The sequence below is a fragment of the Campylobacter concisus genome (assembly GCF_003048535.1).
Taxonomy (GTDB): domain Bacteria; phylum Campylobacterota; class Campylobacteria; order Campylobacterales; family Campylobacteraceae; genus Campylobacter_A; species Campylobacter_A concisus_S.
The window spans coordinates 44,884-59,612 of the sequence record NZ_PIRQ01000005.1 but is presented as its reverse complement, the minus strand read 5'-3'; the positions used below and the strand labels follow the sequence as shown (position 1 = coordinate 59,612).

14 protein-coding genes are annotated in these 14,729 nt (G+C 39.3%); 11 read left to right on the top strand and 3 right to left on the bottom strand.

What is annotated here, in order from left to right; all coding sequences use genetic code 11:
- The first annotated feature begins 5 nt into the window (after positions 1-5).
- The gene (locus CVS93_RS05765) at positions 6-1,223 is read left to right on the top strand and encodes a radical SAM protein (RefSeq protein WP_107686924.1); all 1,218 of its coding nucleotides are present in this window, start codon (positions 6-8) and stop codon (positions 1,221-1,223) included.
- Entirely contained in the window at positions 1,220-1,738 is a 519-nt protein-coding gene (locus tag CVS93_RS05760; protein ID WP_107686923.1) for a flavodoxin family protein, read from the top strand. The genes CVS93_RS05765 and CVS93_RS05760 overlap by 4 nt, the downstream gene beginning before the upstream one ends.
- Before the next feature lie 288 nt (positions 1,739-2,026).
- Here the strand turns inward: CVS93_RS05760 and rpoD are convergent, their stop codons facing one another.
- A complete protein-coding gene (gene rpoD / locus CVS93_RS05755) occupies positions 2,027-3,883 on the bottom strand; it encodes an RNA polymerase sigma factor RpoD (protein WP_107686922.1) in 1,857 nt (618 codons plus the stop codon).
- A 152-nt stretch (positions 3,884-4,035) separates the two neighbouring features.
- Positions 4,036-6,975, bottom strand: coding sequence for a TonB-dependent hemoglobin/transferrin/lactoferrin family receptor (locus tag CVS93_RS05750; RefSeq protein ID WP_107686921.1), 2,940 nt, complete (start codon positions 6,973-6,975; stop codon positions 4,036-4,038).
- A 190-nt stretch (positions 6,976-7,165) separates the two neighbouring features.
- Between CVS93_RS05750 and CVS93_RS05745 the strand changes: the two genes are divergently transcribed.
- Positions 7,166-7,975 (top strand): flagellar hook-basal body protein, encoded by an 810-nt coding sequence (locus tag CVS93_RS05745; RefSeq protein ID WP_107686920.1) that lies wholly within the window; start codon positions 7,166-7,168, stop codon positions 7,973-7,975.
- Positions 7,976-7,990: 15 nt separating this feature from the next.
- Positions 7,991-8,779 (top strand): flagellar basal-body rod protein FlgG, encoded by a 789-nt coding sequence (flgG, locus tag CVS93_RS05740; RefSeq protein WP_021091447.1) that lies wholly within the window; start codon positions 7,991-7,993, stop codon positions 8,777-8,779.
- A gap of 185 nt (positions 8,780-8,964) precedes the next feature.
- On the opposite strand, the gene CVS93_RS05730 is transcribed toward flgG, so the two are convergent.
- The gene (locus tag CVS93_RS05730; RefSeq protein WP_107686919.1) at positions 8,965-9,411 is read right to left on the bottom strand and encodes a tetratricopeptide repeat protein; all 447 of its coding nucleotides are present in this window, start codon (positions 9,409-9,411) and stop codon (positions 8,965-8,967) included.
- Positions 9,412-9,514: 103 nt separating this feature from the next.
- Between CVS93_RS05730 and CVS93_RS05725 the strand changes: the two genes are divergently transcribed.
- From CVS93_RS05725 to CVS93_RS05695, 7 genes are all read left to right on the top strand, one after another.
- The gene (locus tag CVS93_RS05725; RefSeq protein WP_107686918.1) at positions 9,515-10,177 is read left to right on the top strand and encodes an AzlC family ABC transporter permease; all 663 of its coding nucleotides are present in this window, start codon (positions 9,515-9,517) and stop codon (positions 10,175-10,177) included.
- Entirely contained in the window at positions 10,174-10,509 is a 336-nt protein-coding gene (locus tag CVS93_RS05720; RefSeq protein ID WP_107686917.1) for a branched-chain amino acid transporter permease, read from the top strand. The genes CVS93_RS05725 and CVS93_RS05720 overlap by 4 nt, the downstream gene beginning before the upstream one ends.
- Positions 10,510-10,594: 85 nt before the next feature.
- Positions 10,595-11,641, top strand: a complete 1,047-nt coding sequence (locus tag CVS93_RS05715) for a type II asparaginase (protein ID WP_107686916.1) — start codon at positions 10,595-10,597, stop codon at positions 11,639-11,641.
- Between the two features lie 109 nt (positions 11,642-11,750).
- The gene (locus CVS93_RS05710) at positions 11,751-12,350 is read left to right on the top strand and encodes a LysE family translocator (RefSeq protein WP_107686915.1); all 600 of its coding nucleotides are present in this window, start codon (positions 11,751-11,753) and stop codon (positions 12,348-12,350) included.
- 74 nt (positions 12,351-12,424) lie between these two features.
- A complete protein-coding gene (locus CVS93_RS05705; protein ID WP_085658300.1) occupies positions 12,425-12,784 on the top strand; it encodes a DsrE/DsrF/TusD sulfur relay family protein in 360 nt (119 codons plus the stop codon).
- A 19-nt stretch (positions 12,785-12,803) separates the two neighbouring features.
- Positions 12,804-13,700, top strand: coding sequence for a DUF4299 family protein (locus tag CVS93_RS05700; RefSeq protein ID WP_107686914.1), 897 nt, complete (start codon positions 12,804-12,806; stop codon positions 13,698-13,700).
- A 168-nt stretch (positions 13,701-13,868) separates the two neighbouring features.
- Positions 13,869-14,720 (top strand): hypothetical protein, encoded by an 852-nt coding sequence (locus CVS93_RS05695; RefSeq protein ID WP_107686913.1) that lies wholly within the window; start codon positions 13,869-13,871, stop codon positions 14,718-14,720.
- Positions 14,721-14,729 lie beyond the last annotated feature (9 nt).

Below are 14,729 nucleotides of genomic sequence, written 5' to 3'. Positions count from 1 at the left end.
TATAAATGTTTAACAAACGTATAAAAGGACATAGTGTAGCTCCTTCAAAAAGACCAGATATGGTGAGTGAAGATGAGTTATGGGAATTTTTAGAGAGTGCGCCAGATGAAAATGAAGGAGTCATCTATATCCATGTGCCATTTTGTGACAATATATGCTCGTTTTGCTCGATGAATAGGACAAAGCTTGAAGACGAGCTTGATGAATATACAAAATTTTTACTAAGCGAGATAGAAAAATACTCTGCCACGAACTACTTAAAAAGCAAGAAAATAGGTAGTGTCTATTTTGGTGGCGGCACCCCAACGATATTAAAAGAGAGACACTTAGAGCAGGTGATAAACGCACTTAAGGGCAGTTTTAATATCCTACCTGAGTGTGAATTTAGCCTAGAAAGTACGCTTCATAATCTAAATATAAGCAAGCTTCGCCTTTTAAACGAACTTGGTGTAAATAGGTATAGTATCGGCGTGCAAACATTTAGTGAGGCTGGCAGAAAGCTGCTAAATCGCACACATAGTTCAGATGGAGCCGTAAAACATCTACGTGATCTGCGTGAGAAATTTAGTGGAATGCTTTGTGTTGATATTATATATAACTATCCTAATGAAAGCATAGATGAGGTAGTAAGAGATGCTAAGCTAGTGCGTGAGCTCGGCATTGATAGTGCGAGTTTTTATTCGCTTCAGTTTTTAGATGGCTCAGTGCTTAGCAAGACTATAAGCAAGGATTACTATGACGTAGAAGTCGATAAGAGCTTGCACCACGCATTTTTAGACGAAATTTTAAGTCAAGGTGACTATGAAATTTTAGAGTATACAAAGGTGGCCAAAAAGGCTAGGGACCAATATAAATATATAAGACTATCTCACATGGGTGCTGATGTCTTGCCTCTTGGAAAAGGCGCTGGTGGCAGGCTAGGGGAGTTTGGTATATATAACATGAGTCAAAAGATGAAAGTTATGGGTCGCATGACTGCTAGGCAGATGGAGTTTGATAGATTTGTAAATCTTTTTCAGTATCCGCAAATAAGCCTTGAGCGTGTTTTTAAATTTGTGAGCCAGACGTGTGCTAATGAGATTATGGATCTTTTTAAAAAATGTGAGGAAAGTGGATATCTAAAAATCGAAAACGACTCTTTAAATTTTACAAAAGATGGCGTATTTTGGGGAAATTCTATCGCAAATGCAGTGATGGAAATTTCTAAGAAGGAGTTTTTATGAAAAGTATTGTGATATATACATCAAAAAGTGGAAATACAAAAAAGATAGCAGAGGCTATTGCTGGTGAGCTTAGCTGTGAGGCGATAAATTTTGCCAATGCGGGCGAGATAAATTTGAGCGAGTTTGACTTTATCGCGCTTGGATACTATATAGATCAGGGCTCACCGGAGAAGGAATTTAAAAAATTTATCTCTCAAAGTGTAAAAAATAAAAAAGTAGGCTTTTTTATAACCCTTGGTGCTGATGTGCCAAGTGCGCATGCCACGCAGGCGATAGATCAAGGCAAAGAGCTATTTATGCAAAATGGCAATAAAATTTTGCGCACGTTTATCTGTCAAGGTGCGATTGCTCCTGAAGTAATAGAGCAACTAAAAAAACTTGGTAAAGCTATGCCCGATGATCCGAGATTTGCTCTAACGCCTGAGCGGCTAGAGCGATGGGAGCGAGCCAAAACGCACCCAGATGAGGCTGATGTAAAAGCCGCAAAGGAAGCATTTAGAGGGGTTAAAATTTAAACTCATTTTGTGCCTATTTTTGCTCTAAAATTTTTAATGATCCTGCAAATTTTATTTTCATTAGTGAGTGTAATGTGATTATGAGATGATAATCCATCCTCACTAGTGAATAGGAAACTAAAATTTACTGCAACAATATGCTTTAAAAGTCAACTAGCTTTGTAGATTTTAGCTTTGTTGCTTTTGCAACTAAAATTTATGTGGGAGATATTTGCTTTAATGTGAGTATAAAATTTTGATTTTGGCTTCTAGCTCAAATTTGTGTGAAATTCGAGCTAGATTAAGACTTTAGCCCTCAATGTAGTTTTTGAGTTTTCTACCAACTTTTGGGTGTTTTAGTTTTTTGATAGCTGAGCTTTCTATCTGGCGAACACGCTCGCGAGTGACATTTAGAGCCTTACCGATCTCTTCAAGTGTGCGGTCGCTCTCATCCTCAAGCAAGCCAAATCTCATCGAAATAACTGCTTTTTCGCGCTCATTTAGCTGTGAAAGCACATCGTCGATCTGCTCTCTAAGGTCACTTTTTAAAATTTGCTCTATCGGAGAAAGTGAGCTTTTATCCTCGACAAAATCTCCAAATTTTCCATCCTCTTCGTTTGCGATCGGAGCTTCGAGGCTGATAGGCTCTTTTGTGATCTTGATGACTTGTTTTACCTTATCAACACTTAGTCCAACCTCTTTTGCGATAACGCTCACATCAGGCTCTTTTCCCTCTTCTTGGAGGTATTTGCGGTTTATTTTGTTGATACGATTTATCGTCTCTATCATGTGGATAGGTATCCTAATCGTCCTTGCTTGATCGGCGATCGCACGCGAAATAGCCTGGCGGATCCACCATGTGGCGTAGGTTGAAAATTTATAACCTTTTCTGTATTCAAATTTATCAACCGCCTTCATAAGGCCGATGTTGCCCTCTTGGATGAGATCCAAAAATGGCAAGCCCCTATTTGTATAGCGTTTCGCAATACTTACAACTAGACGGAGATTTGACTTAGCCATTCTAGCTTTTGCCTCATCAGAAATTTTCTTTCCACGTTTGATCTGCTCTAAAATTTCTTTTAGCCTTGTTGGCTCAAGATCAAAGCCTTGCTTGCTCGCCTCTTTTGTAGTAAATAATTTTTTGATCTCGACGTAAGTTGAAACCATTGTAGCTTCTGGCACACGAGCTGCGATCTCTTCTTTGCTAAGCTTGATGATATCTTTTAGTATGCTTTTATGATTTTTCTTAAGCTCGTCACTAAACATTGGCAAGCGATACTCCAAGCGTTTTAGCTCTCTGTCAAATTCGTCGTCGCTTTTTAGTGCTGTTTCCATTGATTTTACGATCTCGCTAATTAACTTGCTTGTTGGGCCAAGATCCATTAGCTTCTCTTTTAAAATTTTCTTTTTAAATGCAAGAGTCATCTTTGAAGCTGTATCGTCGCTCTCAACTTTATCTTGTTTGTTTGCAGTCTTTAGCCACTCTTTTTTAGCTTTTTCAAGGGCTTTAAAGCTCTCTATGACCTTTTCAGCACGTTTATCGTTTTTAGCTGATTTTTTAGGAGTTTCGTTCTCTTCGTTCTCTTCATCTTCCTCGTCTACATCGTCTTCGCTATCTTCATTTTCTTCGTTTTCACTCTCGTCCTCAAAGCTCTTAAAAAGCTCTTTTACACGGCGTTCTCTGTTGATGAGTGGCTCTTTATAGTCAAGTATGAAATCGATCAAAAATGGTACAGAACAAAATGCGTCGATAATGATATCTTCGCCAAGTTCGATCCTTTTGCTGATCTCTACCTCTTCATCTTTTGTAAGAAGCGCGATCTGACCCATCTCTCTTAGATACATCCTGACAGGACTATCTGATCTTGACCACTCCAAAAGGTCGCTCTCGCCAGAAAGATCGAGATCCTCGTCGATATCTTGATCACTTTTTTGAGCATTTTCTTGACGTTTTTTAGCATCAGCTAAATTTCTAAGCTTTGCAGCCTCAGCAGATGTGATGAGCTGGACTTTATTTGTTTTTGCTAGTTGTTCTATCTTTTTTACTATCGTAGCAGTCGGAGCTTTGTCTAATAATTTTACTAATTTTTCGTATGTCAAAAAGCCTTTTGCATTTTCAGCGAAAAGCTCTTCTATCTGAGAAAAAGAGTCTTTTGCGGCGCTCATAAATTTCCTTTCGAATCGTCTAATTGTGATTTAAGTGTTGTTTAAAAGAAAGTGGATTATACCCAAATTTTTTAAAAAGTGCATCAAAACAGTGAAATTTTATCTATACAAAGCTACCGCAAAAGTCTAAAATTGCGGTAGCTATAAAATTATTAAAACGTCATTTCAAATGTTAGCTTGAAATTTCTGCCAGGTGAGTAAAATCTAGCAAGGCCCCTGCCAGTTTCTTTATTTACCATATTATTTGTGCCAAAAGTCCTTATACTTCTTGCACTATCCCAGCTTGTGTATTTTTTATCTGTGATGTTATACACACCTGCCGTAAATGTGAAATTTTTCATCGGTCTGTAAAATGCTACAAAATCAAATAGACTGTATGTATTACTGACATATCTAACATACGTATTTTTTGCATCCGGATCGTCTTTGGCATAGATATTGTAAGTATCTTCTGGACGTTTTGCTTTTACGTGTGTCATATATAGATTTGCTCCAAATTTATTATTTTTGGTGTGATATCCGACGTTATAGACAAATTTTGCTGGCTGAATGGCATTCATTGGAGCGTCTAGCTTGCCACTTTCATCTACTGACATTCTACCTTTTTGGTATAGGTATTTATAGCCGACATTAAAGCCACTTAGCCCACTATAAACTTGCTCTAGGTCTAGATTTGCACTCAGTTCAACACCTCTTACGCGAGCCTTTGCTCTATTTACGTTTTGGTATTTTTCTACTGGCATTCTACTACCAGCATTTCCGTATGTTAGCGTGCCACGACCGATATACTTTAGATCGATGAAATTTTTATAGTCTGTTTGAAAGAGATTTATCGTAAAAAAGCTAGGTGAGTTATGAAGAGTTACGGCAAATTCTTTTGTTTTTGCGATCTCAGGCTGAAGGGCTAAATTTGGAAATATCGTAAAATCAGGATGCTGAAAAGTAAAATAAATTTCATCAGATGTTGGAGCTCTAAAGCCATTTGCATATTTTGCCTGAAGTCTTATATGCTCAAATGGGTCAAAATTTGTTGAAAGTGAATACGAATGATGTGTAAAATCCCTCTTTTGGCTTGCTAGATAACGTGCATTTTCTTCAGCATTTTTAGTTTTTATCCTTTTTACTTCTTCTGCACTAGAGCCAGGCGGTATAGTAAAAGGTATAAAAACACCAGCAAAAAGATCAGTTGGTAGCTTTGGTGTCTTACCTGGTATGTAGTTTGGATTGTGTGTTATTTTGTCAAACCTATAATTTGCATCTACGCTTAAAATTTCAGTTAAAGATATATCATCACCCAGATAAAATGCCTTTGTCTTAGTATTAACAGGTATTAAAAAGCTAAATTTATTATCTTCATGTCTGCAAAGTGTACTGTAATCATTTCCACCGTGAGGCATGCACTTGTCTGGTTGAAAATTTGGTAGCAAGCCTGTGCCTTTGTTTGCCATGCCAAAGAAATATTTCGCCCACCATTCCTTATTGTGTGCCTCATAGCCTTGCCTATTTACCATACTTTTATCTGTTTGGTTATAAAGTCCACCGTATTTTAAAGTATGATCCATTTTAAATAGGCTAAATTCCTTTGTCGCATCTAAATTTAGCTGTTTTGTATCGGTATTTAGATCCCTATCTTTCCAGTTATTTTCAAGATATCCTGGACTACTTGGCAAAAATAGTTCCTCCCAACTAGTTTTTGGAGTAAGCTCCGCATATTTTCCATTGCCATCTGGCATGTTTTGCGGAGTTAGATTGTAGGTTTCATATCGTTTGGTTGTCTTATTGAAAAGTGTTAAAGGCTTAGAGCAGTCATATTGGTTACAATCAACAAGAAGTTTATCTACTCCACGATTTGACCTTCCATAGAATATTTCATCTACTTCGTTTCCATGACTGTCAAATACAATATCTTTAGGAATAGTAAAACCAGCTCCAGGCCAGGCTTCTTTTTCTACTTGTCTCATTTGCAACTCTCCACCATATTTATCCACCAGTTTACCTTCGTTGTTTAACTTTAATCCTGATGGATTTAGTAGACCTTGACAGTCGTTTTTATCACAGTACTCATCAGTCCTTGCTTTTAGCTGAATCTTTTGTTTTGAGTAGGTTAGTTTCATGCTATCCCAAAGTGGGTTTTCATCGTAGTTTTCATATGTATAAAAGATATTTTCACGTTTGTTTTGATCATTTACGTGCCTTACATCGGTGCTGTAACGTACGTTATTTAACATACCGCCAGTATAAAGAGCAAATTTATACGACCAGTCAGTACCTACTGTCTCTTTTGTGCTTCTATCGATTCCTACGCTAAAGCGGTTCGTTTCATTAAAATTTACACCAAATTTAAATAGCCTGCTATCTGTATTTATGGTATAAGGATCTGGTTTTTCTCTCTCTTTGCCAAGCACGCTATCATCGTATGTGTTGTAACCCCAGTTTTTCATCTCATGACCATCTCTTTTTGTAGTGATAAAGAGTATGTCAAACCATTTTGCTCGTGCGGCCATCGTATGAGAAAATAGTTTTTCATCGTTGGCTGATGATTTTTGTGCTTTAAAGCCGTAGAACCAGTCTTTTTCTGTAAGATAGTCTCTGGCGTCTTTTGTTTCAAACATTACAGAGCCACCAAGTGCACCTGAGCCCGTTTTTATACTATCTGCTCCTTTTGTAATATTTACTTGCTGGATGTTTTCTATCTCTACGCCATTTCTTGTGTTGTTGAAATTTCCATATCCTTCAAAGAGATCCTTAAAACCCTGTGATGAAAGTGTTTCAGCTTGATTAAGTCCATCGATACTGATAGCCACACGGTTTTCGTCAACGCCTCTTATAGCATATCCGCTAGAGCCAAAGCGACCAGTCTCAACTACGCTTACACCAGTGTCATAGCGCACCATATCTCTAGTATCGCTTACTTGTTGTTTGGTAAGCTCACTTGCTGTCTTTTTTACTTCACTAATCTTTTTATTCTTTACGTTTTCTTCTTCCGCAGTTACCTCTACTCCGCCAAGTTCAACTTCTTTTATATTCTCACTTTCTTGGGCCAACAAATTTAAGCCAGCACAAAGTAAAACAACTAGTGAAGTCTTTTTCATAATAATATGTATCCTTTTTTGTATTTTTATTGTTTTTAATAGTCATTATCTATATTGAAGTCGCGAATCTTAACATTAAATAAATAAATTATTTATTAAACTTTATGAAATATTTAATAATTAAAAAATTAAAATTTTGGAACAGCTATTGCTTTAAAAACCGTGACAATAATTAATTTTAGGAAAATGCATGCAAAATGGTTATTATCAAGCCACTGCTGGCATGGTAACGCAGTTTAACAGACTAAATGTGATCTCAAACAATCTTGCAAATGTAAATACGATTGGCTACAAGCGAAATGACGTAGTTATCGGTGACTTTGCGAGAATTTTTAAAGAGACGCAAGATGAGCTCCCACTTAAAAATCACACAAAAGATGGAGCTAAATTTTTAAATAGAACGCTTGACCGCGTACCACAAATAAGTGAAGAATACACTGACTTTAGCGCCGGAGGCTTTAAATACAGCTCAAACACGCTTGATTTTGCGATAAAAAGAGATGACGCATTCTTCTTGGTCGATACTCCAAATGGCGTAAAACTTAGCAAAAATGGCTCTTTTAGCCTTGATGGTGATGGTTATATCGTCACAAAGGAGGGCTATAAGGTGCTGCCAAGTGGTTACGAGGCACAAAATCCTGGCCAAAGAGGTATCCAAGTGCCACAAGGCGAGGTGCTAACTGCTGATAAAAATGGAAATTTATACTCAAATAATAATCAATTTTCTAAATTTTTTATCGCTCAGCCAAGAGAGATAAGAGATCTTAAAAAGGTCGGAGATAATCTCTTTGAGAGTAGAAATTTTGACGACATCACAGAGCTTGACGAAGCTGATAGCGTGATGCAAGGATATGCTCAGATGTCAAACGTAAACCCAGTTTTAGAAATGGTTGGTCTAATAGAAACCCAGCGCTTAGTTGATATGTATCAAAAGGTTATGACAAGCCACATGAACGATCTTAACCAAGATGCTGTTCAAAAACTAGCCCTAAAAGCTTAATAAAAGGATAAAACTATGATGAGATCACTTTACACTGCGGCCACTGGTATGATAGCTCAGCAGACGCAGATAGACGTAACCTCACACAACATCGCAAACGTAAATACTTATGGATACAAGAAAAATAGGGCTGAATTTGCTGATCTTATGTATCAAGTCATGGAGTATGCAGGTACGGCTACGAGTCAGACTACCACAAGCCCAACAGGCATCGAAGTGGGCCTTGGTGTGCGTCCAACGGCGATAAATAAAATTTTCTCTCAGGGTTATTTTAAAGAGACTAGCAACAACCTAGATATGGTAATAGCTGGCAATGGATTTTTTCAGATTCAACTTCCTGACGGCACGACAGCCTATACTAGAAATGGCGCATTTAAGCTTGATGCAAACGGCACTATTGTAAATAGCGATGGCTATCAGCTAATCCCTCAGATTACCGTGCCTGCGAATGCGACGCAAATTTCTATCGGCACAGATGGCACCGTATCAGTGCTCCAAGCAGGTGAGAGAGAGATGGCTCAGATAGGTCAGATCGAGCTAGCAAATTTCATAAACCCAGCCGGCCTTCACTCAATGGGTGATAATAACTACCTAGAAACAAGTGCTAGCGGTAACGTGGTGGTGGGTGTGGCAGGACTTGACGGACTTGGTACGATCAGACAAGGATTTGTCGAGATGAGTAACGTCCAGCTTGTCGAAGAGATGACTGATCTTATCACTGGTCAGCGCGCATACGAGGCAAACTCAAAGGCGATAACTACGAGTGATTCGATGCTTGAAATAGTAAATGGACTTAAAAGGTAGGTAGTATGAACGCGACTTTAGCTATCGTTGGGCTTATACTGCTTTCTTTCATGCTTGAGGTATTTTGCTTTTTAAACAAAACGCCAAAAGGCAAGGACTCGATAAAATAGACTCATTAATTTGGGCGAAATTAAAATTTGGCACATCTCGTCTAAAATTTCTGTTTTTAGGAGCAAGAATGAAAGTTACTGAGAAATTTTTAAGCTACTGCAAGCTTCACCCAAATCAAGCTCGCAGGCTTTTTTATAGTAGTTTTTTGCTCTATTTTTATCTTTTGGTATACCAGTATCTCCGGTTTCGTAGATAAGTGCAAGGGTGTAGCAAGCAAATGCATTTTTTAGTTCGCAAGCCTTATTATAAAGCTTAAGCCCTTCTTCTTTTTCTTGTGCTAGGCTGTCTCTTTGTAGATATGTATTTCCTAAAAATAGACAGCTATGTGGATTGCCTAGCTCACAGGCCTTGTTTGCCATAGCTGCCATTTTATCGCGCTCATTTTTGTCAAGGTAGATATATATAAGATCGGTGCAGCTTTCTACGTTATTTAAAGCGCACTCACTTTCAAGCTTAGTCGTATCAAAATTTTTACCCCAAGAAAAAAGAACACAAAATAAAATTAAAATTATCTTTTTCATCTTTTAACTCCAAAAATTTCTATCATTTTATAAAATTTAACTCTATTTTTACTCTAAATTTTTCAAATTTTGCTAACATTTCGGCTTTTATCAAGGTAAAAATTTGACATTTAAATATGTTTTTAAACTATCCATTCCTATCTTTATGGGCTATTTTCCGCTTGGTGTCGCCTTTGGGATTTTGGCTAAAAGCATGGGCGTTAGCGCGTTTATCGCCGTCGCTCTTAGCACTCTTGCCTACGGCGGCGCGGCTCAGTTTATGATGCTCTCGCTCTTTAGTGTTGGCACGAGCTATGTTGAGGTTTTTATCGTGAGCTACCTTGTAAATTTACGCCATACTTTTTATGGAATTTCACTTTTAAAAGAGTATAGCGGGATCAAATTTAGGCTTTTAAGCATCGCTTTGCTAACGGATGAGACCTTTGCGATATTTAAAAATTTAGGGCTAAAAGATGCAAGTGATCGAAGTTTTGTCTTTGCCTGGCTAAATCTACTTTCGTGGTCATACTGGGCGGCTGGGACGCTGCTTGGAGCACTTCTTGGAGATCTTATAAAGGCCGATACAAAAGGGCTTGAGTTTAGCTTAACGGCACTTTTTATAGTTATTGTGATTGAAATGTTTAAAAATGACAAAAACTACCGCGTGCTCTTTGCTGCAGTCTTTTTTGGCGTGCTTGGAGTGAGCCTCTTTCCAGCTAAATTTGTGCTGGTTGGCTCGATGGCACTTTGTTTTGTATTTTTGCTTTTGTTTAAGGATAAAATTTGATAAGTGCAAGCTCAAGTGAAATGGTGCTTTTTGTGGCAGTGCTTTTAAGCGCCTTGGCTACTTTTATAACGAGGGCGACGCCGTTTTATGCGTTAAGAAACTATAAGCCAAACCCTTATTTAGACGCCATTGAGAAGCATATGGGTATGATGATAATGGTCGTTTTGGTCTGCTACGGTTTAAAAGATACGAAATTTAGCGAGTTTCCTTATGGCTTAAGCGAGATAGTGGCGGTATTTACGGCTATTTTGATGCATTTAAAATTTAAAAATACCCTTCTTAGCATAGTTATTTCAACCGGAATTTATATGTTTTTGATAAGAATTTTTTAAATAAATATAAAATTTGGAAGTTAATAATTTTTTTAAATAAATGGCATTATAATGACTTTGCAAATTTTAATGCAAAGGAGCTAAAATGCGTTTAATCTTTAAGGCGGTGTTACTCATGATTTTAGGTGCTACTTTAGCGGTTGCAAAGCCAACCATCTACATACTAGCTACTGGTGGAACGATAGCAGGAAGCGGCTCAGGATCGCTTGATTCGAGCTATACTTCTGGAACTGTTACGGTCGATAAACTAATCGCAGCCGTGCCAGATATCAACAAAATCGCTACCATAAAAGGCGAGCAAATTTCAAATATCGGCTCACAGGATATGAACAATGAAGTTTGGCTAAAGCTTGCAAATAGAATCAACGAGCTTCTAAATAGCGGCAAAGCTGATGGCATCGTCGTTACTCACGGAACGGATACTATGGAAGAGACGGCGTACTTTCTAAATTTAGTCGTTAAAAGCGACAAACCAGTCGTCCTTGTAGGTGCGATGAGAAATAGCGGCTCACTAAGCGCAGACGGTCCACTAAATTTATTTAACGCTGTAAACGTAGCTATCAGCAAAGATAGCGTAGGCAAGGGCGTTGTGGTTACTATGAATGATGAAATTCACGCTGCTAGAGAGGTGACAAAGACCAACACCACAGGCGTTGATACATTTAAATCACCAAATAGCGGTAAGATCGGCACAGTCTTTTATGGCAACGTAAAATACTATATGAATCCGATTAGAAAACACACAGCAAAATCAGCATTTGATCTAGAGGGTGTAAAAGAGCTTCCAAGAGTCGATATCATCTACTCTCACGCAAATGACAATCCTGACTTTGTAAAAATAGCTGTTAAAAACGGCGCAAAAGGTATCGTTAGCGCTGGTCTTGGCAATGGCAACCCTTACTTTAGCGTGCTTGACGCACTTGGTGAGGCTTCAAAAGCTGGCGTAGTGGTAGTTCGCGACTCACGTGTAGGAAGTGGCGAGACGACTATGAACGGCGAAGTGGACGACGCAAAATACGGCTTTTTAACAAGCGATAACCTAAACGCGCAAAAAGCTAGAGTGCTTTTGATGCTTGCGCTTACAAAAACAAGCGACAAAGCCAAAATTCAAGAGTATTTTTTAACTCACTAAAAAAGGAGGCGGCTTAGTCCGCCTTTTAAATTTAAGCTATAAATTTGATCGCTGGATCTGATTTATAGCTTAAATTTTTATATTTGTTAGCTAAATTTCAAGGCTTTTTATGGACTTCTTGCTCTTTTTCGCCACGCTTGCTCCTATCTCGCTAATGCCAGGCATCAACATGACCTATGCGATGAGTATAGGTATGAGCTTTGGTTATAAACACTCGCTTATTATGATGACCGGACAGCTTCTTTCGCTTGCTTTCGTGGCATTTTGCTGTATGCTTGGCGTGGGTGCGGTGCTTCATCATTTTGAGCACGCATTTAAGGCGCTAAACATCATCGCAGGGCTTTATATGCTCTATCTTGGCGCGATGCTTCTTTTTGGCAAGGGCGAGCTTAGCGTAACAAACGTCTCAAATTTGCCAAGCAAAAAGCAGATGTTTATAAACGGACTCATCGTTTGCGTCACAAATCCAAAGGCATGGATATTTTTCTCGGCTTTACTGCCTACATTTTTAGACAAAGACGATCCATTTAGCCTAACTCGTATGTGCGCGATCGCGGCAACGCTCGTTTTCATCGAGTTTTGCTCGCTAAATATCTACGCGCTTGGCGGAGCTATGCTAAAGAAATTTTTACAAACGCACCTAAGGCTACTTGAAATTTGCACCGCCATTATCGTTTGCATGATCGGCGTACTTTTACTTTTTAGATAAATTTAGCCTCTTTTTATATAGCTTGGCTAAAATTTGCCCGGTTTGCACTACATTTTTGGCAAAAGGAGAAAAAGATGAAAAAATTTCTATTTATACTTACAAATCAACCATACAACGGTACCGACAATGCTTACAACGCATTAAGGCTAGCTAAAACGCTAAAAGAAAAAGGCGAAGAGGTTAGAATTTTTCTAATGAACGACGCGGTCGATCTTGCGCGAAATAGCACCAAAAAGCCGGAAAACTACGACGTAGATCTAGTAGCGATGTTAAAAGAGCTTTACGCTAGTGGCGCTATGTTAAAGGTTTGCGGTAGCTGCCAAACGAGGTGCGGTTTGCATGCGGGAGAGCCTTATTTCGAGGCTGAGGTGAAAGGTAGCATGGATATCTTGTCCGAGTGGGTTAGGCAGTGCGATCAAGTGATGACGTTCTAGAGTAGGCGAAAGAGAATTTATGAGCGTAACATTTAAGGTAAGAAATAAAAAGAAGCTTTTGGGCGGATATGAAAAGGCGCTAAGCGAGCGCGAAATTTCAGAGTTTATAGAGGGATTTTGCTTTTTTAATAGCCAAAACGACGAGCCGAGCGAGCTTTCGCTAAACGAAAACGTGATGATTGCTGGCGTATGGCAAAAGAGCGCTCGCGGCTTTGAGCTAAGCTATGAAGACGGCAAATATATCGTCCGAGTCTGTACTCCAAGCGGCGTCGGCGACTGGCAGACGGCGATTTTGCTTTTATCTAAAATTTCAGCCAAAACCGGCTCGAAAATAGAGTGCGACAACGAGGAAATTTACGATAGCGAGCAAATTTTAAAATTTGATTATGAAGCCGACATAATGTGGGGACTTGAAGCTCTAAAGGACGCAAAAGAGAAAAATCAAACGCTTTATATCTCTGGCCTAGAGCGCGACGTGGCGTTTGACGCGGTTATGATAGATGAAATTTTTGCAAGCGCTAGCCCTGCGGCTAAATTCGATGAGATGATGAGGCGGGTGCAGTATCTTGACGCTTATAGTGCAAGAGAGAATTTATACGAAGATAAAGACGGCAACGAAATTTTTGGCGCGTATACGCTTAGCGAAAATTTATCGACTATCTTGCCTTATGCTCCCTCTCCTTCGTGGCAGGCGCAAGAAATTTTAGGAGAGAGAAAGGTCTCGCGCTGGATGCTTACGCTAGTAGTCGGCGTAGACGATAGGGACGCGCACGTGCTCGGTGAATTCGAATATGGCGCTTTTATGGCAAATCTGCCAAAAGAAAAATATCGCTTCATAGACGCCGCAAATATACTGGTTGAGCCGCTTAGTGAAGAGGAGATGAGAGAAATTTTTAAAAAGGTAAATGAAGCTTAGGTTTAAATTTGATAAACCGCCCGGAAATGAAAATTCACCTCAGGCTTGCTTATAAATTTAAACTTATAAAAGCTGGGATTTTATCGGTATTGCCGCTTTTGGGGCTAAATTAGGCGAAATTTTAACCTAAATTAATCTAGGTTTTGCGTGATTTGAAAAAGGATAAAAATGAAAATTTTAAAGGCTATTTTAGCGGCGGCATCGGCGGTTTGCTATCTAAACTCGGCCGTTTTACCGCAAAACGACTGGAGCAAAAGAGAGCTAAAAGGCGAGGTTAAAAGCATGACGGCTACGGAGTATGAATACTCTACGGACGGCTTTGGGACGCTAGAAAATACGCGCGTAAAGCGGACGGAGTTTAACGAAAACGGCTATATACTGCAAGAAACCGAGCATATAAACGGCGTGCCAAACAGCTCGGTTTTGTTTGAATACGGCAAAGACGGGCTAGTGCGCAAAAAATATCAAGACAGCGCCGTTTATCTCTACGAATACGAATTTGACGGCGAAAATTTAGTCGCGACGGCTAAAGAGCAGCATGTGGAGGATAAATTTTACCCCCGCACGGAGAAAACTACTTACGGCAAGGACGGCAAAACGATCGCTCGGGCGGCGTATTCCGGCGGGACGCTAGTGACGGACGATAGCTACGTCTACGACGAAAATGGCGTTTTAACGCGGATAGAAAATAATATGGAGCCGCGCCACGGCATAGAGATAAGCTTCGAGCGCAAGCCAAACGGCGAATACGAAAAAATCACGCAAGCCCCGAACTCAAAATGGGTTTATTACTACGCCGCAAACGGCGACGAGATGGAGTATACGTCGGTAAATTACTTCGGCTCCGAGGCAAAAATCTGGCAAATCTTGCAGTTTAAAGACATAAGCAGGGACGAGCGGGGAAATTTGACGCGTAAAACCTCGGTCAAATTTAAGCCCGCGGACAAATACTACGAAAACGGCGACATAACGGAAATCGGCCTATATAAAAAGCTAGAAATCAGCTACGAATACTACTAAAGTAAATTT